The 23974-nt window shown below is 52.8% G+C and carries 23 protein-coding genes; 15 read left to right on the top strand and 8 right to left on the bottom strand.

The window, feature by feature from the left end; translation table 11 throughout:
- Window positions 1-14: 14 nt before the first annotated feature.
- From ACMGGS_RS22210 to ACMGGS_RS22200, 3 genes are all read right to left on the bottom strand, one after another.
- The gene (locus ACMGGS_RS22210) at window positions 15-545 is read right to left on the bottom strand and encodes a YbjP/YqhG family protein (protein WP_414164408.1); all 531 of its coding nucleotides are present in this window, start codon (window positions 543-545) and stop codon (window positions 15-17) included.
- On the bottom strand, window positions 545-913 hold the full coding sequence (locus ACMGGS_RS22205) for a hypothetical protein (protein WP_414164407.1): 369 nt from the start codon (window positions 911-913) through the stop codon (window positions 545-547). Before ACMGGS_RS22205 ends, ACMGGS_RS22210 begins: the two co-directional genes overlap by 1 nt.
- A gap of 152 nt (window positions 914-1065) precedes the next feature.
- The gene (locus ACMGGS_RS22200) at window positions 1066-1329 is read right to left on the bottom strand and encodes a helix-turn-helix domain-containing protein (RefSeq protein ID WP_414164406.1); all 264 of its coding nucleotides are present in this window, start codon (window positions 1327-1329) and stop codon (window positions 1066-1068) included.
- A 210-nt stretch (window positions 1330-1539) separates the two neighbouring features.
- Between ACMGGS_RS22200 and ACMGGS_RS22195 the strand changes: the two genes are divergently transcribed.
- The 3 genes from ACMGGS_RS22195 to ACMGGS_RS22185 all read left to right on the top strand — a co-directional run bounded on the left by ACMGGS_RS22195 (window position 1540) and on the right by ACMGGS_RS22185 (window position 4887).
- Window positions 1540-1914 (top strand): hypothetical protein, encoded by a 375-nt coding sequence (locus tag ACMGGS_RS22195; protein WP_414164405.1) that lies wholly within the window; start codon window positions 1540-1542, stop codon window positions 1912-1914.
- A gap of 153 nt (window positions 1915-2067) precedes the next feature.
- On the top strand, window positions 2068-3246 hold the full coding sequence (locus ACMGGS_RS22190) for an MFS transporter (RefSeq protein WP_414164404.1): 1179 nt from the start codon (window positions 2068-2070) through the stop codon (window positions 3244-3246).
- Between the two features lie 318 nt (window positions 3247-3564).
- On the top strand, window positions 3565-4887 hold the full coding sequence (locus tag ACMGGS_RS22185) for a PTS sugar transporter subunit IIC (protein WP_414164403.1): 1323 nt from the start codon (window positions 3565-3567) through the stop codon (window positions 4885-4887).
- 40 nt (window positions 4888-4927) lie between these two features.
- On the opposite strand, the gene flk is transcribed toward ACMGGS_RS22185, so the two are convergent.
- A complete protein-coding gene (gene flk / locus ACMGGS_RS22180) occupies window positions 4928-5932 on the bottom strand; it encodes a flagella biosynthesis regulator Flk (RefSeq protein WP_414164402.1) in 1005 nt (334 codons plus the stop codon).
- Between the two features lie 107 nt (window positions 5933-6039).
- Here flk and pdxB point away from each other — a divergent pair, with 107 nt between their 5' ends.
- From pdxB to purF, 9 genes are all read left to right on the top strand, one after another.
- On the top strand, window positions 6040-7176 hold the full coding sequence (gene pdxB, locus ACMGGS_RS22175; RefSeq protein ID WP_414164401.1) for a 4-phosphoerythronate dehydrogenase PdxB: 1137 nt from the start codon (window positions 6040-6042) through the stop codon (window positions 7174-7176).
- Window positions 7177-7239: 63 nt separating this feature from the next.
- Complete coding sequence (locus tag ACMGGS_RS22170; protein WP_414164400.1) at window positions 7240-8250, top strand: aspartate-semialdehyde dehydrogenase; 1011 nt, start codon at window positions 7240-7242, stop codon at window positions 8248-8250.
- 2 nt (window positions 8251-8252) lie between these two features.
- Window positions 8253-9065 (top strand): tRNA pseudouridine(38-40) synthase TruA, encoded by an 813-nt coding sequence (gene truA / locus ACMGGS_RS22165; RefSeq protein WP_176920310.1) that lies wholly within the window; start codon window positions 8253-8255, stop codon window positions 9063-9065.
- 27 nt (window positions 9066-9092) lie between these two features.
- The gene (locus ACMGGS_RS22160; RefSeq protein ID WP_176920311.1) at window positions 9093-9752 is read left to right on the top strand and encodes a DedA family protein; all 660 of its coding nucleotides are present in this window, start codon (window positions 9093-9095) and stop codon (window positions 9750-9752) included.
- 145 nt (window positions 9753-9897) lie between these two features.
- The gene (accD, locus tag ACMGGS_RS22155) at window positions 9898-10812 is read left to right on the top strand and encodes an acetyl-CoA carboxylase, carboxyltransferase subunit beta (RefSeq protein ID WP_414164399.1); all 915 of its coding nucleotides are present in this window, start codon (window positions 9898-9900) and stop codon (window positions 10810-10812) included.
- A gap of 70 nt (window positions 10813-10882) precedes the next feature.
- Window positions 10883-12151, top strand: coding sequence for a bifunctional tetrahydrofolate synthase/dihydrofolate synthase (gene folC / locus ACMGGS_RS22150; protein ID WP_414164398.1), 1269 nt, complete (start codon window positions 10883-10885; stop codon window positions 12149-12151).
- Complete coding sequence (gene dedD, locus ACMGGS_RS22145) at window positions 12141-12830, top strand: cell division protein DedD (protein WP_414164397.1); 690 nt, start codon at window positions 12141-12143, stop codon at window positions 12828-12830. The genes folC and dedD overlap by 11 nt, the downstream gene beginning before the upstream one ends.
- 164 nt (window positions 12831-12994) lie before the next feature.
- Complete coding sequence (gene cvpA, locus ACMGGS_RS22140; RefSeq protein WP_176920315.1) at window positions 12995-13483, top strand: colicin V production protein; 489 nt, start codon at window positions 12995-12997, stop codon at window positions 13481-13483.
- A 33-nt stretch (window positions 13484-13516) separates the two neighbouring features.
- Window positions 13517-15034, top strand: a complete 1518-nt coding sequence (gene purF, locus ACMGGS_RS22135) for an amidophosphoribosyltransferase (RefSeq protein ID WP_176920316.1) — start codon at window positions 13517-13519, stop codon at window positions 15032-15034.
- 230 nt (window positions 15035-15264) lie between these two features.
- Here the strand turns inward: purF and ACMGGS_RS22130 are convergent, their stop codons facing one another.
- Both ACMGGS_RS22130 and ACMGGS_RS22125 read right to left on the bottom strand, forming a co-directional pair.
- The gene (locus tag ACMGGS_RS22130; RefSeq protein WP_414164396.1) at window positions 15265-17226 is read right to left on the bottom strand and encodes a glycoside hydrolase family 127 protein; all 1962 of its coding nucleotides are present in this window, start codon (window positions 17224-17226) and stop codon (window positions 15265-15267) included.
- Window positions 17227-17233: 7 nt separating this feature from the next.
- Complete coding sequence (locus tag ACMGGS_RS22125; protein WP_414164395.1) at window positions 17234-18637, bottom strand: MFS transporter; 1404 nt, start codon at window positions 18635-18637, stop codon at window positions 17234-17236.
- A 449-nt stretch (window positions 18638-19086) separates the two neighbouring features.
- On the opposite strand from ACMGGS_RS22125, the gene ACMGGS_RS22120 reads away from it, so the two are divergent.
- On the top strand, window positions 19087-20094 hold the full coding sequence (locus ACMGGS_RS22120; protein WP_414164394.1) for a LacI family DNA-binding transcriptional regulator: 1008 nt from the start codon (window positions 19087-19089) through the stop codon (window positions 20092-20094).
- 40 nt (window positions 20095-20134) lie between these two features.
- Complete coding sequence (locus tag ACMGGS_RS22115; protein WP_414164393.1) at window positions 20135-20716, top strand: UbiX family flavin prenyltransferase; 582 nt, start codon at window positions 20135-20137, stop codon at window positions 20714-20716.
- Between the two features lie 82 nt (window positions 20717-20798).
- Here ACMGGS_RS22115 and ACMGGS_RS22110 read toward each other — a convergent pair whose 3' ends face one another.
- Window positions 20799-21482: a hypothetical protein gene (locus tag ACMGGS_RS22110; protein WP_414164392.1), complete on the bottom strand. Its 684-nt coding sequence runs from the start codon at window positions 21480-21482 to the stop codon at window positions 20799-20801.
- 25 nt (window positions 21483-21507) lie between these two features.
- Window positions 21508-21945, bottom strand: a complete 438-nt coding sequence (locus ACMGGS_RS22105; protein WP_414164391.1) for a DUF5675 family protein — start codon at window positions 21943-21945, stop codon at window positions 21508-21510.
- Window positions 21946-22984: 1039 nt separating this feature from the next.
- Here ACMGGS_RS22105 and argT point away from each other — a divergent pair.
- Window positions 22985-23767: a lysine/arginine/ornithine ABC transporter substrate-binding protein ArgT gene (gene argT / locus ACMGGS_RS22100; RefSeq protein WP_414164390.1), complete on the top strand. Its 783-nt coding sequence runs from the start codon at window positions 22985-22987 to the stop codon at window positions 23765-23767.
- The last annotated feature ends 207 nt before the right edge of the window (window positions 23768-23974 follow it).

Genomic DNA, 23974 nt, shown 5'->3' with positions numbered 1-23974 from the left:
AACCTGCGGCGGCGTTATGCCGGGGGAATATTTTCTTTCTTTAGCTGCTCTGCCCACGCCGCTGCCTGTGCCACCGCGCCAGCGCTGTAGATGGCCTGCTCATAATGATGTCCCTCGTCTCTGACACGATAAATCTTCCAGGTGCCATTTTCCCGTCGGGTAAAGACTTTCAGATGTTGTTCCGGGTCTCCCGGACCGCCGATCCAGACATCTACCTGCTCACCCCCCAGAAATGCGCTTGCTTTTCCTGATCTGAACGTCGCCGCCCACGCGGGTGAAAAATCCTGTACATATAAAAAATAGTCCGAGCTGACGATCTCCTGTTCATCAAGACTGGCGATATATTTCAGCCTGGTAATGACATCGTTAGCCACATAGTGTTGATACAGTGGATCTGAATAATCATCGAGGGCAGTCGTGTCGTCGGCGGTGTAGCGCGCCATATAGTGATGATAAAACTGTCTGACCGTATCAGTACTGTCATGAGGTGCAGCACTACAGCCACCGAGAGTGACTATCATTAGCAGCATAAAAAGTATTCGCATTATTCTTTCCTGTATATTTTGTAGGCCGGCTGCGCCGCTCTGTAGCCTGGGCCTCCCCACATGTCGCGCTGTTTAAAATCGGAGTACCAGTCCTGCCCGTCATAAATAGCCATATGGCCGCTGGGGTTACCCCCTTCATAAGGCTGAATGACGACCACATCGCCAGCCTTCGGTGACTCATAGGGTCCGATAGATCTAAATCCTGCTGTTTCCAGCAGAGGACCGTAATCTTTCGCATGAAAGGTATTCCCGATATTAATACCTCCCGCCGCAATCGCCTTGCGGGTATATTCCGCACACTTTCTTATTGAGTGAGCATGAGCATTTGCTTTCGCATAATTCCCTGCTGAACGTTTATTCCAGACCATAACAATCCCTATTACGTGTTTACGTTACAGGTTTTATTAAGCGCCTGTGCCGATCGCGCTTTTTTACAAAAGATGCTGAAGCAGGGCGGGTTATAAAAAAGTTAGAAGTAATTACATATGATTTATAATGTTTAGTATTATATATATTTAAATTATGAATCAGTTCCAGACAAATGTTTTTCAGCAGGCGTGTCGTTTTTAGTGGAGGGATAGCGCGATGGCCATATCACTTCAGGAGAGACGTCCAGCGCATCGGCAATAATCGCTTCGGCCTTCGCCCAGCGGCGGGTGAAAACATTTCGCAGAGAATCGGGAGACAGGCCCGCTTCGCGCGACAAATCGCGCAACGTTTTACCTTTCTTTTCCAGTGCGCTTTTTATATCTGCGCGATGCCAGTCCTGGATTTTACTTTCCATTGAATAATCCTTACTATTATATCGGTGCCGATATACCTGTTTGAGCCAGGAATGAGGCACCTTAAATCACAAAAGAAAGTTAGTAAAGAATGTTTCTTTCTTTTTTATCAGGATGAATTGTCGACCAGAACGGGTAATACAAGCCCATCGACTATATTTTGTGACGCAAAAGTTAAAAACATTCTTTATCAGGGAAAGGAAAACGATCTGATGGCAAAAGAGTGGTTTACGGTGAAGGAGTGTCTGGCATTGCCCGGCTATCCTGGAACAGCGCCCTCGGTGCGCGAACGGCTTAATCAACTGGCGAAGGACAAACCAGACCTTATTCGCAAGCGTAAAGGTTCAAAAGCCTGGGAGTACCATATTTCTCTGTTTCCCCTGTATGTCCGCCCCTGGCTGCTTAATGAACCTGTTTACGGTCGGGCCGAGGAGGAGGCCGGGACGTTGCCGCTTGAAGAGACGTGGCGCTTTATTTTCAGACAGCTGACAGCGGAACAGAAACAGCGCGCTATTTCGCTCTTTAACTCTCAGGGGATCGGTGCGCTTTTGCCCGCAGTGATAAGTAATGATGACGTAGAGTGTTGACAATCCTCGCTCCCGGCAGGCAAAATTCCGCCCCAACATTATCAACGCGATAATGCGTAAGCGTTTAACGTTATCCAACGCACCTTAATCCTGTTTATTTGGGTGAAGGGGGCGTGGCTTCTTCCCGCCTTACTTCGCATTTAGGAGTAATGCATGTCATCTGCAACACCTCAGAACAATTCCACGTCGGGAAATACCGCGCTTTTTCGCATCGCTTTTGCCGTTTTTCTGACCTATATGACGGTCGGGATCCCGCTGCCGGTCATTCCGCTGTTTGTGCATCAGGAGCTGGGTTATGGCAACACCATGGTGGGCCTGGCCGTAGGTATTCAGTTTCTTGCGACCGTGTTAACCCGTGGCTATGCCGGACGTCTGGCCGATCAGTACGGCGCAAAACGCTCGGTGATGCAGGGCATGTTCGCCTGCGCGTTAGCGGGTGGTGCCTGGCTGCTGGCGGCGCTGTTGCCTGTTGATCCAATGGCAAAATTTGGCCTGCTTATCGTTGGCCGCCTGATCCTCGGTTTTGGTGAAAGTCAGCTGCTGACCGGCACCCTGACCTGGGGCATGGGGCTGGTCGGGCCTGCGCGCTCGGGTAAAGTGATGTCCTGGAATGGGATGGCCATCTTTGGCGCGCTGGCCGCCGGTGCGCCGCTGGGGCTGTTTATTCACGACCGCTACGGTTTTGCCACGCTGGCGATTGTTACCATGTTACTGCCGCTGCTGGCCTGGGCCTTTAACGGCACGGTACGCAAGGTGCCTGCGCACGGCGGGGAGCGTCCTTCATTATGGAGCGTGGTCGGGCTTATCTGGCAGCCAGGCGTAGGTCTGGCGTTGCAGGGTGTCGGGTTTGCCGTTATCAGCACGTTTATTTCCCTTTATTTCGCCAGTAACGGCTGGTCAATGGCTGGCTTTACGCTCACCGCCTTCGGCGGTGCTTTCGTGCTGGTGCGGATCCTGTTTGGCTGGATGCCCGATCGTCTGGGCGGCGTCAGGGTCGCTATTTTCTCGCTGCTGGTTGAGACCGCCGGGCTGGCGCTGCTGTGGCTGGCACCCGTCTCCTGGGTGGCGATGGCTGGCGCAGCGCTGACGGGGGCCGGATGTTCGCTCATTTTCCCGGCGCTGGGGGTTGAAGTAGTGAAGCGCGTACCGCCGCAGGTCCGTGGCACGGCACTGGGAGGCTACGCGGCCTTCCAGGATATCGCGATGGGACTCACCGGCCCGCTGGCGGGAGTGCTGGCGACGTCATACGGCTACCCATCGGTTTTCCTGGCAGGCGCGGTCTCCGCAGTGGTTGGGATTATTGTCACGCTGGTATCGTTTCGTAAAGCGTAAATCAAAACCTGTCGCTGCCTCCATCAGAGGAGCAGCGACGCCTGCTTATAATTAACGCTGTTTGGGTGATAAAAATCAACGTTATTAGCTGAACGCTTATTTTTAAGCTGATATTGCACAGTGTTTTGGCTTTAATTATTTATGCTATTAATATGAAGTATTAATTGCTTTTGTTTTATATATATTACTGGACAAGGTATAGGGTTATTATTCCCGTTTCAGTAACTAAATGTGATCAAAATAACAAAAGAAAAGGTTAACGTTCAATAAAGTGTGGCTATCCGAAGGAGGTAAGTTTTTGTAAAGCAAGGAGTCAGTATGTCGTTTATGAACTCGTTTGAACGAGGGATGGAGAAAATCCTGGTCCCGGTGGCGATTAAACTGAATTCGCAGCGGCATGTCTCTGCAATTCGTGATGCGTTTATTTTATCGTTCCCGATTGTGATGGCCAGTTCTATCATTGTATTAATCAATTTTGCCATATTATCGCCGGATGGTTTTCTGGCAACCTTGCTCCATCTGAAGGCGATATTCCCCAATCTTGAGAAGGCGCAGGCTATTTTTACGCCAGTGATGAATGGTTCGGTGAATATTATGTCGATCCTGATTGCTTTCCTGGTGGGCAGAAATATGGCTAAAAGCTTTCACGAAGACGATCTGCTCTGCGGTTTGACCGCCATTGGCGCTTTCTTTGTGGTATATACGCCATATCAGGAAATCAGCGGTCAGACTTATATGACCACCAAATATCTCGGCCCGCAGGGGCTGTTTGTTGCGGTGATCGTGGCGATGCTATCCAGCGAACTATTCTGCCGGTTAGCGAAAAACCCCAAAATCACCATTACTATGCCGGACGCTGTTCCACCCGCGGTGGCGCGTTCTTTTAAGGTGCTGATCCCCATCATCGTGGTAATGATGCTTTTCTCGATCCTCAATTACCTGTTGCTGATGCTTTCTCCGGAAGGGCTGAACGACCTGATCTACAAGCTCATTCAGGCTCCGCTGAAAAATATGGGGACCAATATCTTTGCGGTACTTATTCTCGGCGTGGTGTCTAATCTGCTGTGGTTCCTCGGCATCCACGGACCCAATACCATTGCGGCGATCCGTGAATCGATTTTTTCCGAGGCCAATCTGGAAAACCTGTCGTGGGCGGCGCAGCACGGCGATACCTGGGGCGCGCCTTACCCGATTACCTGGACGGGTATCAACGATGCCTTTGCCAATTACGGCGGCTCAGGCATGACGCTGGGACTGCTGCTCGCGGTTTTTATCGCGTCGCGTCGTTCTGATTACCGCGATCTGGCGAAGATGTCTTTTGTGCCGGGGCTGTTTAACATTAACGAGCCGGTGATGTTTGGGCTGCCCATCGTTCTGAACCCGATATTCCTTATACCCTTTATCCTGGTGCCGATGGTCAGTTCGCTGATTGGTTATATCTTCATTAGTACCGGTATTATTCCACCCATCGCATATGCCGTGCCGTGGACCACGCCCGGCCCACTAATTGCATTCTTCGGTACCGGAGGAAACTGGATGGCGTTAGTGGTGGGGCTTCTGTGTCTGGCCGCGGCAACGCTTATCTATCTGCCGTTTGTGATCGCGGCAAATAAGGTCAATGCCACGCAACCCACCGAGTAAGCATCACGCCCCTGCGCCGTTCTGGCGCAGGGGCAAGCCTTTACAGCACCAGCCACAGCACAGCGAAAGCCACGAGCAGTGCAATTAACATCAGACCGGGACGCGCTGACATCGCTTTGACGGTGTCATATAACGGCGCAAACGGACGATGGATCGGCTGAATATCGCCAATTTCCGGGGCATGCTGCGGGCGTTCTGCCCGGCGCAAAAAGACCTGATTCAACAAATCCTGCACCTGTGCCGTGGTCAGTACAGATTGCGGGGTCACCTGCCAGTGTTGCCGGGCGTGATCCTGAAGCTGATCCCATTCCTGCGGTTCCAGCGGCTGCTTGAGCGCGGCCTGAAGCGTGTGCAGCGTTGGCGCAGGCTGCGTGCTTAACGTCTGCCGCGCCTGGAGCCAGGTCACCAGATGGGTAAACTGTTTGGCCGGGATCAGCTCCCCGGTTTTCACCCCGGAAAGCTCCAGCATTGACTGCCAGATCAGCTTGCCGGATTCACCGGTGGCCGCCGCCAGCTTCGTCACCAGTTGATTAAGCGTATTATGTTCAGCCGGCAGCAGGGGACGATCGGTCCCTGGCCGTTGCTGCGGCTGCGGAATGGATAGCTCGTTATTCTGGAGTAGCGTGAGCACGCCCTTAAGCTGCTCAGGTGAAAGCTGGCTGAGCGCGGTTTGTCCGTATTGCTGGCGGATAAAATCGCTCACCGCCTGGCGATTATTACCGAGATTCAAAAGCTCGGTGAGCTGCGCCAGCGTCTGACGGTTGCTGTGGCTCTGCTGAGCCGCATCCAGCCGCTGCGTAAGATGTTGCTCGGCGGCAGGAAAATGACGCGACAGCAGCGGCATCTCATTTTTCAGACCAAGATCGTGTTTTATCCCGGCCCAGACTTCAGCGCTTTGTTGGCGAGTCAGCGCGACCAGACGCGTAATTAAGCGTTCCAGCACGGTACGCTGCTGGGTGGAAAGCGGCTGCTCTCCGGCGACTGAAGATGTGGCAGGTCCATCACCCGGAGGGCGAGCGGGCATACCTGAGATGGGTTGCGTCATTCGGGATCCTTAGTGTCATCATACTCAACCAGGTTTGCGAGTATGCCTGGCGGCGGGATTATGGCACACTTGCCTGATGATCTCTCGTTTCAGACAGGTACTTTATCGTGAAAATCCTCGTTGATGAAAATATGCCCTACGCGCGTGAACTGTTCAGCCGTCTGGGCGAGGTAACAGCGGTGCCGGGACGTCCGATCCCGCTGGCGGCGCTGGCGGGTGCAGACGCGCTGATGGTACGTTCGGTCACGAAAGTGAATGAAGCGCTATTGGCGGGGCAGGGCGTTAAATTTGTCGGCACCGCCACGGCAGGCACCGATCATGTTGACGAAGCATGGCTGACGCAGGCGGGAATTGGTTTTTCCGCCGCGCCGGGCTGTAATGCCATTGCCGTCGTTGAGTATGTCTTCTCCTCGCTGCTGATGCTGGCAGAACGCGATGGCTTTACCCTCACCGATCGCACGGTAGGGATCGTGGGTGTGGGTAACGTTGGACGGCGTCTGGCCGAGCGTCTTGAGGCGCTGGGCGTGCGCACGCTGCTCTGCGATCCGCCACGTGCCGACCAGGGTGATGCAGGCGATTTCCGCTCGCTGGACGAGCTGGTACAGGAAGCCGACGTGCTGACTTTCCATACGCCGCTGTATAAAGACGGGCCGTATAAAACGCTGCATCTGGCAGACGATGCGCTTATTCGTCGCCTGAAACCCGGCACCATTCTGATTAACGCCTGTCGCGGACCGGTCGTGGATAACGCCGCACTGTTAGCCTGCTTGCAGGCGGGACAGGCGCTGAGCGTGGTGCTGGACGTCTGGGAGCCGGAGCCGGATCTATTGACCGACTTGCTGGATCGGGTCGATATCGGCACGCCGCACATTGCCGGTTACACGCTGGAAGGCAAAGCGCGTGGCACCACTCAGGTCTTCGAGGCGTTTAGCGAGTTTATCGGTCAACGCCAGCAGGTCGCGCTGGCAACCCTGTTGCCCGCACCGGAATTTGGCCGCATCACCTTGCAGGGATCGGTCGATCAAGCCACGCTAAAAAGGCTGGTGCATTTGGTGTATGATGTGCGCCGCGACGATGCGCCGCTGCGAAAAGTGGCAGGCGTACCGGGTGAGTTCGACAAGCTGCGTAAAAATTATCTTGAGCGCCGCGAGTGGTCTTCATTATATGTGCAGTGCGACGACGCTGAGGCGGCAACGCTGCTGCATCAGCTCGGTTTTAACGCCGTTCATCACCCCATTCGTTAATCCTGTTTTTTTACTCCCTGCCTGATGGGGCGGGGAGCATCGCTATTTCTGGAGTACATCATCATGTCTGAAGGCTGGAATATTGCCGTACTGGGCGCTACGGGCACCGTAGGCGAAGCTTTGCTTGAAACGCTTGCCGAGCGTGAATTTCCGGTAGGTGAACTGTACGCCCTCGCGCGTAGTGAAAGCGCCGGAGATTCCCTGCGCTATGCAGGCAAAACCGTGCGCGTGGAAGATGCCGCTGATTTTGACTGGACGCAGGTGCAACTGGCCTTTTTCGTGGCAGGCGCTGAGGCTGCGGCAACGTATGCCGAGGATGCTGCCAACGCCGGTTGCCTGGTGATTGATACCAGCGGCCTGTTCGCCCTTGAGCCAGACGTTCCGCTGGTGGTGCCGGAGGTGAACCCGTTCGTGCTGGCCGACTACCGCAATCGCAATATCATTGCGGTTCCCGACAGCCAGACCAGCCAGTTGCTGATCGCGCTTAAGCCGCTGATCGATGACGGCGGACTGTCACGCATTATCGTCACCAGCCTGCTTTCCGCCTCCGCGCAGGGTAAAAAAGCGGTGGATGCGCTGGCGGGGCAGAGCGCGAAGCTGCTCAACGGTATCCCAATTGATGAAGACGATTTCTTTGGCCGTCAGCTGGCATTTAACCTGATGCCGTTCGTGCCGGATCGCGAAGGCACCGTGCGCGAAGAGCGTGTCATTGTTGATCAGACGCGCAAAATTTTGCAGGACGAGGGGCTGATGATTTCCGCGAGCTGCGTGCGCTCCTCTGTCTTTTACGGCCACGCGCAGATGGTTAGCTTTGAAGCCATGCGCCCGCTGGCTGCGGAAGAGGCGCGTGATGCCTTTGCGCGTGGTGAAGATATCGTCCTGTCCGAGGAAAATGATTTCCCGACCCAGGTGGGCGACGCTTCCGGCAGTGCGCACCTGTCAGTTGGCTGTGTGCGCAACGACTACGGGATGCCGGAACAGGTCCAGTTCTGGTCCGTTGCCGATAACGTCCGCTTTGGCGGCGCGCTGATGGCGGTCAAAATCGCCGAGAAACTGGTGCAGGAGTACCTGTAATCATGACGGAGGTGTTACAGCAGCCGCTCATGAAAATTGCGCTCGGCATTGAGTACGACGGCAGTAAATATTACGGCTGGCAGCGGCAGAATGAAGTGCGCAGCGTGCAGGAAAAGCTGGAGAAAGCGCTCTCAAAAGTAGCCGACGAGCCGATTAACGTTTTCTGCGCCGGGCGTACCGACGCGGGCGTTCACAGCACCGGCCAGGTCGTGCATTTTGAAACGCGCGCCGTGCGTCAGGATGCGGCATGGACGCTGGGTGTAAATGCGAATTTACCTGGTGACATTGCCGTGCGCTGGGTTAAACATGTGGCGGATGACTTTCATGCGCGTTTTTGCGCCACGGCGCGCCGTTACCGTTACGTCATCTACAATCAGCGTTTACGTCCGGCAGTGTTAAGCCAGGGCGTGACCCATTATTACCTGCCGCTGGACGCCGCACGGATGCATCGTGCTGCCCAGTCGCTGTTAGGTGAGAATGATTTTACGTCGTTTCGGGCGGTGCATTGTCAGTCGCGCACCCCGTGGCGTAACGTGATGCACATTAACGTCGAGCGTTACGGTGCTTACGTGGTGGTTGATATCAAAGCGAATGCCTTTGTTCATCATATGGTAAGGAATATTGTCGGCAGTCTGATGGAAGTGGGCGCGAACAACCGGCCAGAGAGCTGGATAGCAGAACTGCTTGCTGCAAAGGATCGGAATCTGGCGGCAGCAACGGCAAAAGCGGAAGGGCTGTATCTGGTGGCGGTAGATTACCCTGACCATTTCGATCTTCCGGTCATGCCGATGGGCCCGCTGTTTTTAGCGGACTAAGTGGATTGTATAAAGGCATATAACCCCATGGATCTGATCTATTTCCTGATTGATTTCATTCTGCATATTGATGTGCATCTGGCGGAGCTGGTCGCGGAGTACGGCGTCTGGGTTTACGCTATCCTGTTTTTGATCCTGTTTTGCGAGACGGGGCTGGTCGTTACGCCATTTCTGCCGGGCGATTCGTTGTTGTTCGTGGCCGGGGCGCTTTCCGCGCTGCCCACCAACGATCTGAACGTGCATCTGATGGTGATGCTGATGATCGTCGCGGCGGTACTGGGCGATGCGGTGAACTATACGATTGGGCGCGTGTTTGGCGATAAGCTGTTCAGTAATCCGAACTCGAAAATTTTTCGCCGTAGCTACCTGGATAAAACCCACGCGTTCTATGATAAGCACGGCGGGAAGACGATCATTCTTGCGCGTTTTGTGCCCATCGTCAGAACCTTTGCCCCTTTTGTGGCAGGAATGGGGAAGATGTCGTATCGTCATTTTGCCGCCTATAACGTCGCGGGCGCGTTGCTGTGGGTGCTGCTCTTTACCTATGCAGGCTACCTGTTCGGCGATCTCCCGGTGGTACAGGAAAACCTTAAGCTATTGATTGTCGCGATCATTGTGCTGTCGGTTTTGCCAGGCGTGGTTGAAATCATCCGCCACAAACGGGCAGCGTCAAAGCTGAGAAAATGACGGGGTAACGGCGGTTCGACCACTTTTTTATCCCAACTTGCGAACCGTTATGTTTTAATGTGCAACATTCATGGTCAGGCGGGAGTGAAAATCCATCCCGGCTGACAAAACTGGCATCGACCAGGTTCAGGCAGAAAGGTTATCAATGAGCTGGATTGAACGAATTAAAAGCAACATCACTCCCACCCGCAAGGCCAGTATCCCTGAAGGGGTGTGGACGAAGTGCGATAGCTGTGGTCAGGTTCTTTATCGGGCCGAGCTGGAGCGCAATCTTGAAGTATGTCCCAAGTGTGACCATCATATGCGTATGTCGGCGCGTAATCGCCTGCATAGCCTGCTGGATGAAGGATCGCTGGTCGAGCTGGGAAGCGAGCTTGAGCCTAAAGACGTACTGAAGTTCAGAGATTCCAAAAAGTACAAAGATCGTCTGGCAAGTGCGCAGAAAGAGACGGGCGAGAAAGACGCGCTGGTGGTGATGAAAGGCACGCTCTATGACATGCCGGTCGTTGCAGTGGCTTTCGAATTCACCTTCATGGGTGGGTCAATGGGTTCCGTCGTCGGTGCACGTTTCGTCCGTGCGGTTGAACAGGCGCTGGAAGATAACTGTCCGCTGATCTGCTTCTCCGCCTCAGGCGGCGCGCGTATGCAGGAAGCGCTGATGTCATTGATGCAGATGGCGAAAACCTCTGCGGCGCTGGCAAAAATGCAGGAGCGCGGTCTGCCGTATATTTCGGTGCTGACCGACCCGACAATGGGGGGCGTTTCCGCCAGCTTCGCCATGCTGGGCGACCTGAACATCGCTGAGCCAAAAGCGCTGATCGGTTTTGCCGGTCCTCGTGTTATTGAGCAGACCGTGCGTGAAAAACTGCCGCCGGGCTTCCAGCGCAGTGAATTCCTGATCGAAAAAGGCGCGATTGATATGATCGTCCGCCGTCCGGAGATGCGCCTGAAGCTGGCCAGCATCCTGGCGAAGCTGATGAATCTTCCGGCACCGGATCCGGACGCACCACGTGAAGAGGTGGTGGTACCGCCGGTACCGGATCAGGAAATCGAGGCCTGATAATGCACAAGGGCAGGGCCAGACGGCGCTGCCCTTTTGCTTTCCTTTCCCGTTAAACGTTGCGGACATCATGGAAAAAGAACTCATCCCTGACGCCACGTCGCCCCTGACGACGTGGCTTTCTTATCTGGAAAATCTGCACGCGAAGACGATCGATTTAGGGCTGACGCGCGTCGGCGAGGTTGCCGCTCGCCTGAATGTGCTACGTCCTGCTCCCTTCGTCTTCACCGTGGCAGGCACCAATGGTAAAGGCACTACCTGCCGCACGCTGGAATCGATCCTGACGGCAGCGGGCTATAAAACCGGTGTCTACAGCTCGCCGCATCTGGTGCGCTATACCGAGCGCGTGCGCGTACAGGGCGCTGAATTGCCGGAAGCGGCGCATACGGCCTCTTTTGCGGCGATTGAAGCGGCGCGTGGTGAAACCTCACTCACCTATTTTGAATATGGCACGCTGTCGGCGCTGTGGCTGTTTAAACAGGCGCAGCTCGACGTGGTGATCCTCGAAGTGGGACTGGGCGGACGGCTTGACGCGACCAATATGGTGGACGCGGATGTGTCGGTGGTGACCAGCATCGCGCTCGATCATACCGACTGGCTTGGCCCGGACCGTGAAAGCATCGGGCGGGAAAAGGCTGGCATTTTCCGCGCCGGTAAACCTGCTATCGTTGGTGAGCCGGATATGCCCCAGTCGATTGCCGCTGTCGCGCAAGAAAAAGGCGCGAGCCTGCGGCGTTGCGGCGTTGACTGGCATTATAATGTCAACGAACACGACTGGCGCTTTGTCGATGCACAGGGCGAACTCAACGCGCTGCCTCTGCCGCAGGTGCCGCAGCCGAATGCGGCCACCGCGCTGGCAGCGCTGCGCGCCAGTCGCCTTAAGGTCAGCGAGCAGGCGATCCGTGACGGCATTGCCAGCGCGATCCTGCCGGGCCGTTTTCAGATCATCAGCGACGCGCCGCGAGTGATCCTTGACGTGGCGCACAATCCGCATGCGGCGGCATATTTAGCCGGGCGTCTCAAAACACAAGCAAAAACCGGGCGCGTGCTGGCGGTCATTGGTATGCTGCATGATAAAGATATCGCCGGGACGCTGGCCTGCCTGACGGACATTGTAGACGGCTGGTATTGTGCGCCGTTAGAGGGGCCGCGCGGCGCATCGGCAGAGCAGTTACTGTCGCATTTACCCGACGGTGAGATCTATGCCACAGTAGGGAAGGCGTGGCATGCCGCGATGGCGAATGCACAGCCAGAAGACACCGTGCTGGTGTGTGGATCGTTCCACACGGTAGCGCATGTAATGGAAGAAATAGAGGCGGGGAGATCCGGTGGCAAGTAAGTTTCAGAACCGTTTAGTGGGCACTATTGTGCTGGTCGCGCTGGGCGTTATCGTCCTGCCCGGCCTGCTCGACGGCCAGAAAAAACATTATCAGGATGAGTTTGCCGCAATCCCGCTGGTGCCGAAAGCGGGCGATCGCGACGAACCTGATATGCTGCCTGCCGCAACGCAGGCGCTACCTGCTCAGCCGCCAGAAGGCGCGGCAGAAGAGGTGAGGGCGGGCGATGCTGCGGCGCCGACGCTGGACCCGTCGCGTCTGGCGGCGAACAACGGTGCAGATATAGACCAGATCCCGGTCCAGCCCGATCCGCCAAAACCGAAACCGGCTGACAAACCACAGCCAAAACCGTCGCGTGACAAAACCAGCGAACAACTGGCCGCGGCCAGCGAAACGCCGCCTGCGAAGCCGGTCGCAGAGGATAAACCTGCGCCAACCGGAAAAGCGTATGTGGTGCAACTGGGCGCATTGAAGAACGCGGACAAAGTCAGCGAGATCGTCAGCAAACTTCGCGGCGCGGGGTATCGGGTTTATACATCGCCTTCGACGCCGGTACAGGGTAAAATCACCCGCATCCTGGTGGGGCCTGACGCGTCGAAAGATAAGCTTAAAGGCTCGCTGGGTGAGCTGAATCAGTTATCGGGTTTGAACGGCGTAGTGATGAACTACAGCGTGAACTAGGGCGGAGGGCTTTGCCCCTCGTACCCCAAAATGGCGATGGCGTTGATTATTTTTTCAGCGCCATTTTTATTTGACCAGGGACGGGAAATCCCTACGCAAACGTTTTCTTTTTCTGTTAGAATGCGCCCCAACTGGATGACAGGGCGTAACATCTTGGGACATATATGGTCTGGATTGATTACGCCATTATCGCGGTACTGGGCTTTTCTTGCTTAGTGAGCCTTATCCGCGGCTTTGTTCGTGAAGCATTATCGCTGGTGACATGGGGCTGCGCCTTTTATGTTGCCAGCCATTACTACACGGAACTGTCTGTCTGGTTTACGGGCTTTGAAGATGAACGGGTTCGAAATGGGATTGCTATTGCGGCGCTGTTTATTGCGACGCTCATCGTAGGTGCCATCGTGAACTACGTGATAGGTCAACTGGTGGAGAAGACCGGGCTATCGGGTACAGACAGGGTATTGGGGATCTGCTTCGGCGCGTTGCGTGGAGTATTGATTATCGCCGCTATTTTGTTCTTTCTCGACACGTTCACCGGGATGGCGAAGAGCGATGACTGGCAGCACTCGCAGTTTATTCCTTATTTTTCCCCTGTCATCAGATGGTTTTTCGAATACCTCCAAAGCTCGTCAAGTTTCTTGCCCAAAGTATAAGCTTTGGGTTGTAGCTTAACGAGGAAAAGACGTATGTGCGGTATTGTCGGTATCGCCGGTGTTATGCCGGTCAACCAGTCTATTTATGACGCGTTAACGGTGCTTCAGCACCGTGGGCAGGATGCCGCAGGCATCATCACCATTGATGCGAATAACGGCTTTCGTTTGCGTAAAGCTAATGGTCTGGTGAGCGATGTGTTCGAAGCACGTCACATGCAGCGTATGCAGGGCAATATGGGTATCGGCCACGTTCGCTACCCGACTGCTGGCAGCTCCAGCGCCTCTGAAGCGCAGCCTTTCTACGTTAACTCTCCCTATGGTATTACGCTTGCTCACAACGGCAATCTGACCAACGCGCACGAACTGCGTAAAAAGCTGTTCGAAGAGAAGCGTCGTCACATTAACACCACCTCTGACTCTGAAGTTCTGCTCAACGTATTTGCCAGTGAGCTGGATAACTTCCGCCACTATCCGCTGGAAGCAGACAACATTTTTGCTGCTATTGCCGCCACCAACCGCCTGATTCGCGGTGCTTACGCCTGTGTGGCAATGATCATCGGTCACGGTATGGTTGCCTTCCGCGATCCAAACGGCATTCGTCCGCTGGTGTTGGGCAAGCGTGAAATTGGCGATGGCCGCACCGAATACATGGTTGCCTCTGAAAGCGTGGCGCTGGATACCCTCGGCTTTGAATTCCTGCGCGACGTCGCGCCGGGCGAAGCGGTCTATATCACCGAAAAAGGGCAGCTCTTTACCCGCCAGTGCGCCGACCATCCGGTGAGCAATCCGTGCCTGTTTGAATACGTCTACTTCGCGCGTCCGGATTCCTTCATCGACAAAATTTCCGTCTACAGCGCCCGCGTCAATATGGGCACAAAGCTCGGCGAAAAAATTGCCCGCGAGTGGGAAGATCTGGATATCGATGTGGTGATCCCGATCCCGGAAACCTCCTGCGATATCGCGCTGGAGATCGCCCGTATCCTGGACAAACCGTATCGTCAGGGCTTCGTGAAAAACCGCTATGTTGGCCGTACCTTTATCATGCCGGGTCAGCAGTTGCGCCGTAAATCAGTGCGCCGCAAGCTGAACGCCAACCGCGCCGAGTTCCGCGATAAAAACGTGCTGCTGGTGGACGATTCCATCGTGCGCGGTACCACCTCTGAGCAGATCATCGAAATGGCACGCGAAGCCGGTGCGAAGAAAGTGTATCTTGCCTCCGCCGCGCCGGAAATCCGTTTCCCGAACGTCTACGGCATCGATATGCCAAGCGCCAACGAACTGATCGCGCATGGTCGTGAAGTGGATGAAATCCGTCAGATCATCGGCGCGGACGGGCTGATTTTCCAGGATCTCGACGATCTGATCGACGCAGTACGCGCGGAAAACCCGGAAATCCAGCAGTTCGAATGCTCGGTCTTTAACGGCATTTATGTGACCAAAGATGTCGACCAGCAATATCTCGATTATCTGGACTCCCTGCGTAATGACGATTCCAAAGCGGTCCAGCGTCAGAACGAAGTGGAAAATCTGGAAATGCATAACGAAGGGTAAATCCTTTACAACGCCTGGCAATGCCAGGCGTTCAGACTGCTGACAAACGTTATACCGTGCAATTATGCCTGGCGGCGCTTCGCTTGCACAGGCCTACAGGTTGCGACTAACCTGTTGATGTTGATGCCTTTCGTAGGCCGGGTAAGGCGAAGCCGTCACCCGGCAAAACGGCGCATACACTTGTAAAACAGGTTTTTCATCAACGCACGCCAGGCGTTGTTTCTGCTGCTTCAGGCTTCGTCCACCCAGATCCGCATTTCGCCTTCGCCTCGATTGGCCCAGCTAAACCACGGAATAAAGGTTAACGTCTGATTCTTCACGGGCGTTTGTTGTCGATCGAAGCTGTAAAGCGGCTGATCTTCAGACGGTGTCGTCACGCGGACTCCATCGGCCTGCAACAGTATTTTTCCTTTCAGTACGCCAGTGCCGGCAATTTCCCGAAATCCGCTTTGTGCAGGCAATGAAAGATTATGCAATTCTGCGCCGTTATCCGCCTCTTCCTGGCAATACACCAGCGGCCCGCGCTGGATGGCCACTTTACCCGCCGCATGGCGCACCAGAGGGTTAGCGTAAACCCGCTTAACGCGCATCGGCAACAGCAGGGTAAGGGTATCACCCTGATGCCACCGACGATGAAGATGCAGATATCCTTTAATTCTTTCGCCATGAGCTGCTTCGCCGTTAACCAGGAACTGCGGATCGTCGCACCACTCCGGCAGACGCAGCGCCAGAGTATGCTCGACCGGCTGCGGATTATCGAAGGTGATTTCGACGCGTTCATTCCAGGGGTAATTTCCGGCGATCGTCAGCCGCAGGTCTCCGCCATTAACAGCAAATTGCGCCTGGCTGCCCGCGTAGATGTTGATAAACAGCGCGTCCGGGCGCGGCGTAAAAATATAGTGACCAATAGCGACCAGCGTGCGGGCGATATTGGGCGGACAGCAGGCGCAGCCGAACCAGCGCTGACGCACCGGTTTAATGTGATCATAGATATGGTTGTGCGGAATGCTCTTCGGATAAGTCTCAAGCGGGTTAACGTAGAAAAAATGTTTGCCATCCAGCGCCATACCGCCGAGCACGGTGTTATAAAACGCGCGCTCCATGACATCGGCGTAGCGTGAATCGCCCTCCATTTCCAGCATCCGGCGAGCGAACATCATCAGGCCAATGGAAGCACAACTTTCACCGTAAGCGGTGTCATTCGGCAGGTCGTAATCGCTGGTAAATGCTTCACCAATCGCCTGTGAGCCGATGCCGCCAGTGATATACATGCGTCGCTGCACCAGATTATCCCAGATGCGCAGGCAGGTCTGGCGTTTCTCTTCGTCCTGCGTGGTGCGGGCGAGATGCGCCAGTCCGGTCATCAGATAAACCGAGCGGACGGCATGCCCGACCGCCTGATCCTGTTCCTTCAGCGGTTTATGTGCATGCGTGTAGGCTTTATCTTTCACCATCCAGGCATCGCCCCAGTTATCCCAGTGCCAGGTACCGCCGCGTTTTTCAAACTCAATATCATAGTAGTAAGGCTGCTGGCCGCGCTCTTCAAGAAAGAAACGTGCCAGCGCCTGATAACGCGGTTCCCGGGTCACTTCATAGAGGCGCATAAGCGCCAGCTCGATTTCCGGATGTCCGGGATAGCCGCGGAGCTGGCCTTCGTTCGGACCAAAAATGTCAGCAATATGGTCGGCGAAACGGCAGGCGATATCCAGCAGCCGGCGCTTACCGGTGGCCTGCCAGAACGCCACCGCCGCTTCAAACAAATGCCCGGCGCAGTAAAGCTCATGGCACTCTGCAAGGTTTGTCCAGCGCATGCCCGGCTCTTTCACGGTGTACCAGGTATTAAGGTAGCCGTCTTCGCACTGCGCCAGTGCCAGCAGTTCAATAACCTCATCGGCGGTTTTTTCCAGCGTCACATTGGGCTTCTGGCTTAGCGACCAGGCGACCGCCTCCAGCCATTTGGTGACATCGCTATCCTGAAAAACCATACCGTAAAACTCACCCTCCTGTAGACCTGCGGCAATACGGTAATTGGTCAGGGCGTGGCTCGGTTCCGTATCAGGAAGCGTGTCGTTAAGTGCCTGCCATTGCCAGGGAATAACAACTTCTCTAATCAACCGCTGGTACTCTCCCAGGAACGGATCGGTAATGGTGATTCGGTTTAGATCGGCTTCGATCACATCAGACTGCATCATGTTTACCTCAGGAAATGTGTGAATGTCGTTGTTGAAGATCGTGAGAAATGCGTTGCATTAAGGGGCCATTCAGGCGGCACTTAAGCAGGCATAACGCCAGTACGAGGTGGAAAATTGCCGGGACCAGACTTTGTAAGGTGTTAATGCCCTGGATTGACGCTGCGGTCTGATTTTCCAGACCCGGGCGATAAGCCACGAGGATCAGAATCAGGCTGATAATGCCGCCGGATGACGCCCATGAGAGCTTGATAAAAAAAAGGTTAAACGCGAAGTTCATGCCGGAAGAGCGCACGCCGTTCTTCCATTCGCCGTAGTCATCGGCAAACGCCATAATGGAGAAGTGCAGCGGCAGGGTAAATCCAAGAACAATATTGTTGATTAAAATGCAGACCAGCCACAGCGTCTGGTATTGCGGTCCGGTCGGTAAAAACCACATTGCCACGCCAAAGGCGACCAGCGTCAGATTGGTGTAGTAATACAGTTTTACCATGTCGATACGGCGAGAAAGAGGATTTACCACGATCGCTCCCAGGATAGCCGCAAAGGTCACGATGGCGAAAAACAGCGACATAAACCCGGCGCTGCCCTGAAGGGAGTAAGAAATAAAATACATGTAGCCGCCGCCGCGGATACAGAGAATATTCACCAGTAAAAAAGACATTATTAGCATCATTAAAAGCTGATCGTTTTTTCGCAGCCCCTGCAGATGCTGACGCAGGGTAAACGTACCCGCCAACGATAACGGCACCCGTTCTTTGACCCAAAAGAAACACAGCAGGAACATCACTACGCCAATCGTGCAGAGTACGGTGACGCCGTATTGATAGCCCGTCGCCAGATCGCCTTTGCCGAAAACGTCCACCATCCACGGTAGCCCGACGGAGACCAGAAAACCCGCAATTCCGCTAAGCACAAAACGCCACGACTGACAGGACATGACCTGATCGTGGCGGTTGGTCATCGCATTGATCAAGGCGCAGTAGGGAACGTTGATCGCTGTGTAACCTACTGAAAGTAAAAAGTAGGTGCCGAACGCCCAGGCAATTTTCATGTTCGGACTCAGGTCCGGTACGGTAAAAGTCAGAATGCCAATGATGCCCAGCGGAACGGCGATCCATAGCTGCCAGGGGCGAAAACGGCCCCAACGGCTACGGGTGCGGTCTGCAATAACGCCCATCACCGGATCGGAGACGGCGTCGAAGATCCGCAATAGCAAAAACATCGCTCCGACAATGGCCGGGCTAAGACCGAAAATGTCGGTATAGAAGAAAAGCAAAAAACCGCTAATCAAGTCAGAAATGCAGTGTCCTCCGGCATCCCCTAATCCATAGCCTATCTTTTCGCGGGTAGAGAGCGTTTCACCCGCATCAACTATCTGCATTTCAGTATCCAGATCGTGAGCAGTAGTCATAACCAATCCTTTTATGCGTTAACACGTTGTGAGGGATAAAAAGTCATTACGACATATCTCTGACTATTTTTAGTAAAAAACAACGTTGCCAAGCATAGATCTGCAAAGGGCTTGCGGTACATATCGGGCTGCTTTCATTGTGAAAATGATCTGAATTTTTACTATAAAAATTTTTTAAATGCCGATATAGATCACAAATGTTTGCTTATAGCTGCTTTGTGCCTATGTTTTTCGTTATTTTCATAAATTTTTTTACGAGAAATGACGCATGGCAAAAGGATGGCGTGAAACGTTTTTAGTATAAAAGAAGGCAAAGCGGTTGAATGCCACATACTATGGCATGGTACTCTTAGCGTTTCTTTTGCATAACAGATAGCAGGCGGCTTTACGGATCACCCGTCATGCGGGTTGAAAAGAGGCGCTGTCCCGGAAGGGGAAGAACAAACGGAATGGTAAAAAAAACCAGAATTAAAGATATCGCTTCCGCGTGCGGCGTTTCTCTCGCCGCGGTGTCCAGGGCGCTGAAAGGGCAGCCGGGGTTGAGCGATGAGACGCGTCAGCGGATCTTGTCCATGGCGGAAGCTGAAGGCTATGACTTCAGCCGTTTGCGCAGCGGACGCATTAAGCGGCTGCTGTTCCTTCTCCACCGTCAGCACAATATTGCCAGCGCGCTGCCTTTTTACTCCACCGTCATGCTGGGGGTGGCGGACGCCTGCCGGGAAAATGATATCGCGATGAGCTTCCAGCCCATCGGCCCCGATGATTCAATAGCGGAGCTTATCGCGTTACATCAGCCTGACGCGTTAATTTGCGCTGGATATCTCGAGGCGGAAATTCTTGCCGGGCTGCGTAAAATTTCATTACCCATTGCGCTGGTAGATTTGTGGGCGGCGGATTTTCCCTGCGTAAACCCGGATAACTATCACGGCGGATTTGTGGTCACGCGCCACTTAATTGAGCTGGGGCGGCGCAAAATTGCGTTTCTCGGCAATTCTCAGCACCATTACAGTATCCGTCAGCGTCTTGAAGGCTATCAGCAGGCGCTATTCGACGCGGGGCTGTCGATGCCGCAGGAATACCGGACAGAAATGCCGCCCGTCAAAGACATCGAACAGGCGCTGACAGATGGCATGAACAAGCTGCTGGCCCTGCCGCAGCCACCCGATGCTATCTTTGCCTATAACGACGTGGCGGCGCTAATCGCGATGCGAGCCTGCACACGTCAGGGATTTCGGGTGCCAGAAGATATCGCTGTTGTCGGTTTTGATGATATTGATACCGCGGCGTGGGCGCACCCGCCATTGACCACGGTAGCGGTAGATAAACGCGAACTCGGACGCGATGCGTTTCGTCTGTTGTTAAACGAGCAGGGGGAAAGAAATTTGCTTCTGCCAGTTCGCCTGGTCGTTCGTGAAAGCTCTTCTGGTGGCCTGACGCCTTTGCGTTCGCCGTCTTAATCGGGCAAAATTTGCCAAAGCGACTTAAAGGACGACGAATGTGAAGAGACTCATCATAGGGATTTCCGGGGCCAGCGGCGCGATTTACGGCGTGCGGCTGCTACAGGTTTTACGTGACGTCGCCGAGGTCGAAACTCATCTGGTGATGAGCCAGGCCGCCCGGCAGACGCTGGCGCTGGAAACGAATCTTTCCCTGCGCGAGGTTCAGGCGCTGGCGGATGTGGTTCATGACGCCCGCGATATCGCCGCCAGTATCTCCTCCGGTTCGTTTAAAACGGCGGGCATGGCGATCCTCCCGTGCTCGATCAAAACGCTCTCCGGCATTGTTAACAGCTATACCGACGGGTTGCTGACCCGCGCGGCGGACGTGGTGCTGAAGGAGCGTCGGCCGCTGGTGCTGTGCGTGCGGGAAACACCGCTGCATCTGGGGCATCTGCGTCTGATGACCCAGGCGGCGGAGCTGGGCGCAGTGGTCATGCCGCCAGTGCCGGCATTTTACCACCGGCCGCAGACCATTGACGATCTGATCAACCAAACCGTTAACCGGGTACTGGACCAGTTCGATATCGAACTACCGGAAGACCTTTTCACCCGCTGGACGGGCGGTGCTGCCGCTGAGTGAAACGCATAAAATGATGCCCTGTTACAGGGCATCATTCGACTCCATCATATTTTGACAATAATATACTTATTACTCGTTTTTTTTAATTATTTAAATTAAGATTTTTAATCTCGATATATCCTTTAGGTGTGCCTATGAAATCAGGAGCATTATAATCATAGACCCCAACTAGCATCCATTTGTCGTCTATAGTTTTTATTTTAACTAATGCATTTGTCGCATGTACCTGAGCAACAATTTCTGATTGAAGTGAGGGGCTTTTTCTTAAATATATATCCTTCAGATCTTCTCGCGGCTCATAAGTTGTTGTATATGGGTTTGATATATCACACAATATAGCCCTCTGCATGGTATCGATATCTTTTAATGTTATCGATGCTAATGGGGTGTAGGATAGTAACTGAGCAGAACTGAATGTTCCATCACAATCACCTGTCTCGACTACGTTATCAATAATAATGTTCCCACTGTTTTCTATATGGCCTTCGCTATGTTTATAAAATGAAGGTGGGATCTTTTTAAAATATAGATTAATTACATGTTTAATGTCACTTTGCTTCATATCAAGCATAATAACTTTAACAGACTTAGATTTTTCTGTAACAAGATAGCGCAAATGTAATTTAGGTGTGCTTTTGGTAAAGTCTTTGTTCCATTCAAGCTCCCAATACGCTTGTAGAACGCCATTATGAACCTCTTTTGGGGCGGCAAAAGAATTTTGAGAAATAAATAAAAATAACAATAGAAATACAGATTTCTTTAGCATATTGATGCCCTTATTCATCTTGCCATTAAATACGTTCACCTAAATTTTGGCTAATTACAACTTCAAATTTTTCTATACCTATGCTACTTATGTATGTCTGTAATGCTGTAAACGCTATTCCACTTTGCATTACGCGATCTTGACTAAAGGTACTGCCTACAATCAGACAGCCTTTAGTGTCATTTACGGTATTCCCACAATGAATAAGAATTTTCCTTGACTCTGAGACATTGATATTATGAAGCAATATTAGAGGGTTATGTGCTGGCATGGAAGGGCTGTGGTGCCATTTTAGTTTATAAGTGCCAACCGGGATCCTTTTACGTTGATTTGACATAGTCGTATCGGGGCCTGGGCACTCCAGTATATATCCCTTTATACGAGTTCCAGCAATATAATACCTACTGATTGTCGACAATCCAGTGTCAAAAAAACGCTCAATTTTGATAATATTCTGAGCCATTTAGATATCTCCTTTTTATTTATAAATTAATATAATAAACGCCATGCTTAATAGTCATAATTATATTTATTGCAACAATGTATTTACCGTTGTCAGTAAATAAAAACGCCACGATGTAAGCTTATAAAAGCTATGTTAGTTAGTAGTGCCGTGAATGAGGTTGTGACTTTCATTCACCCATGAATGATAAATGATTTCTATGTCTTCAGTGAAGTATATTGATTGCATGAATTATACCATGTTATATCATCCATAATATTCCCATAAAAAGAGGGCGTGTCTTGTTAATTACAAATATATCTTATGAGAGCGTGCTCTGGAAATCAACTGGTTTATTTATGTTTTAATCCGTGAAGTTTCTATTTTCTGAAAGATGTTGGGAGGATACAAAGAGGCACAGAAGGTATGTTCGATAAGTGTATCAAGCAAAATAATCTTTTATAGTTGATTGATGTTTTTATATTTATCAATTGGTTGACAGTATTAGCAATGTTGCCTCCTCATAGATCAGGCAAGAAATCGATATCTAAGTTATCGTCAGATGGCAGGTACTACATTATGGACGGGAGTATTCCCTACAGCACGCTAAAGTTTTATATGACGGCATCATTTAATAAATTTAATCCTTAATGTGGGCGATAATAATCATTCAGAATATGAATGAAATAAAATCCATGATGGTTAGCGATGAATATATTTGCATACTTATCAAGATCGGTTGCTGAGTGACGTGCAAGGACGCGCCATCGAAAGAAAGCCAAACCAGGCACCCGCCGCATCTCATCGACTATTTGTCACACCTTCATGCCCTGTTTCAGGGCATTTTTGTAACCGCGATCATATCCCCGACATTTTCCTTCTTTTACCGCTGCGGTTCGCCCGCCGGACCTGCTATCTTTCACCTTACGATAGTTTGCAACGTTTTATTAACACATCCGTGTACCCCCGTTCCGGGCGCAGAGATGGCACAAAACCTGCAAGGCTTATCCGCAGCACAACACGACAGCACATAATAAAATCACCACATTGAGGGGAATGTATGAAGAAGTCGGTCCTGGCTCTGTCTTTACTGGTCGGTTTAAGCAGCGCCGCCAGCGTTTATGCCGCGCTACCGCAAACGGTGCGGATTGGCACTGACGCCACCTATGCGCCTTTTTCCTCGAAAGATGCAAAAGGGCAGTTTGTCGGTTTTGATATCGATCTGGGCAACGAAATGTGCAAACGCATTCAGGTCAAATGTACCTGGGTCGGCAGCGATTTTGATGCGCTCATTCCGTCGCTGAAAGCGAAAAAAATCGATGCGATTATCTCCTCCCTCTCCATTACGGAAAAACGCCAGCAGGAAATTGCCTTCTCTGACAAGCTCTACGCTGCCGACTCTCGTCTGATTGCTGCCAAAGGCTCGCCAATCCAGCCGACGCTGGAATCACTGAAAGGCAAACACGTTGGCGTGCTTCAGGGGTCCACTCAGGAAGCCTATGGCAACGACCACTGGCGCAGCAAAGGGGTGGATGTCATTGCCTACGCTAACCAGGATCTGATCTATTCTGACCTCGCCGCAGGCCGTCTCGACGCCGCATTACAGGATGAAGTCGCCGCCAGCGAAGGGTTCCTCAAGCAGCCCGCCGGGAAAGAGTTTGCTTTTGCCGGTGCCTCGGTAAAAGACAAAAAATTCTTTGGCGACGGGACGGGCGTGGGCCTGCGCAAGGATGATACCGAGCTGAAAGCCGCGTTTGATAAGGCGCTGAAAGAGCTGCGTGCAGACGGCACCTACGACAAAATGGCGAAAAAGTATTTCGATTTTAACGTTTACGGCGACTAAGCCTGCAACAACGAAATCGACGATACTCCGTGCCGGCTCGCCAGCACGGAGTATTAATGGGATTTATGCATCGTGGTGGTGCAAAGCGTGCACCACCACGATGCATAAATGCATAGTTAAGCGTTTTTAATGCGAAAAAAACGCGATAAGCGTACAGAATATTTTGCCTTGCCGCCCCGAATAGTGGCACGATACCTGCACCTTATT

It is taken from the genome of Superficieibacter sp. BNK-5, assembly GCF_047456055.1.
Classification (GTDB): Bacteria; Pseudomonadota; Gammaproteobacteria; order Enterobacterales; family Enterobacteriaceae; genus Superficieibacter.
The sequence above is the reverse complement of the archived record's forward strand: the minus strand, read 5'-3'. Positions and strand labels throughout refer to the sequence as shown.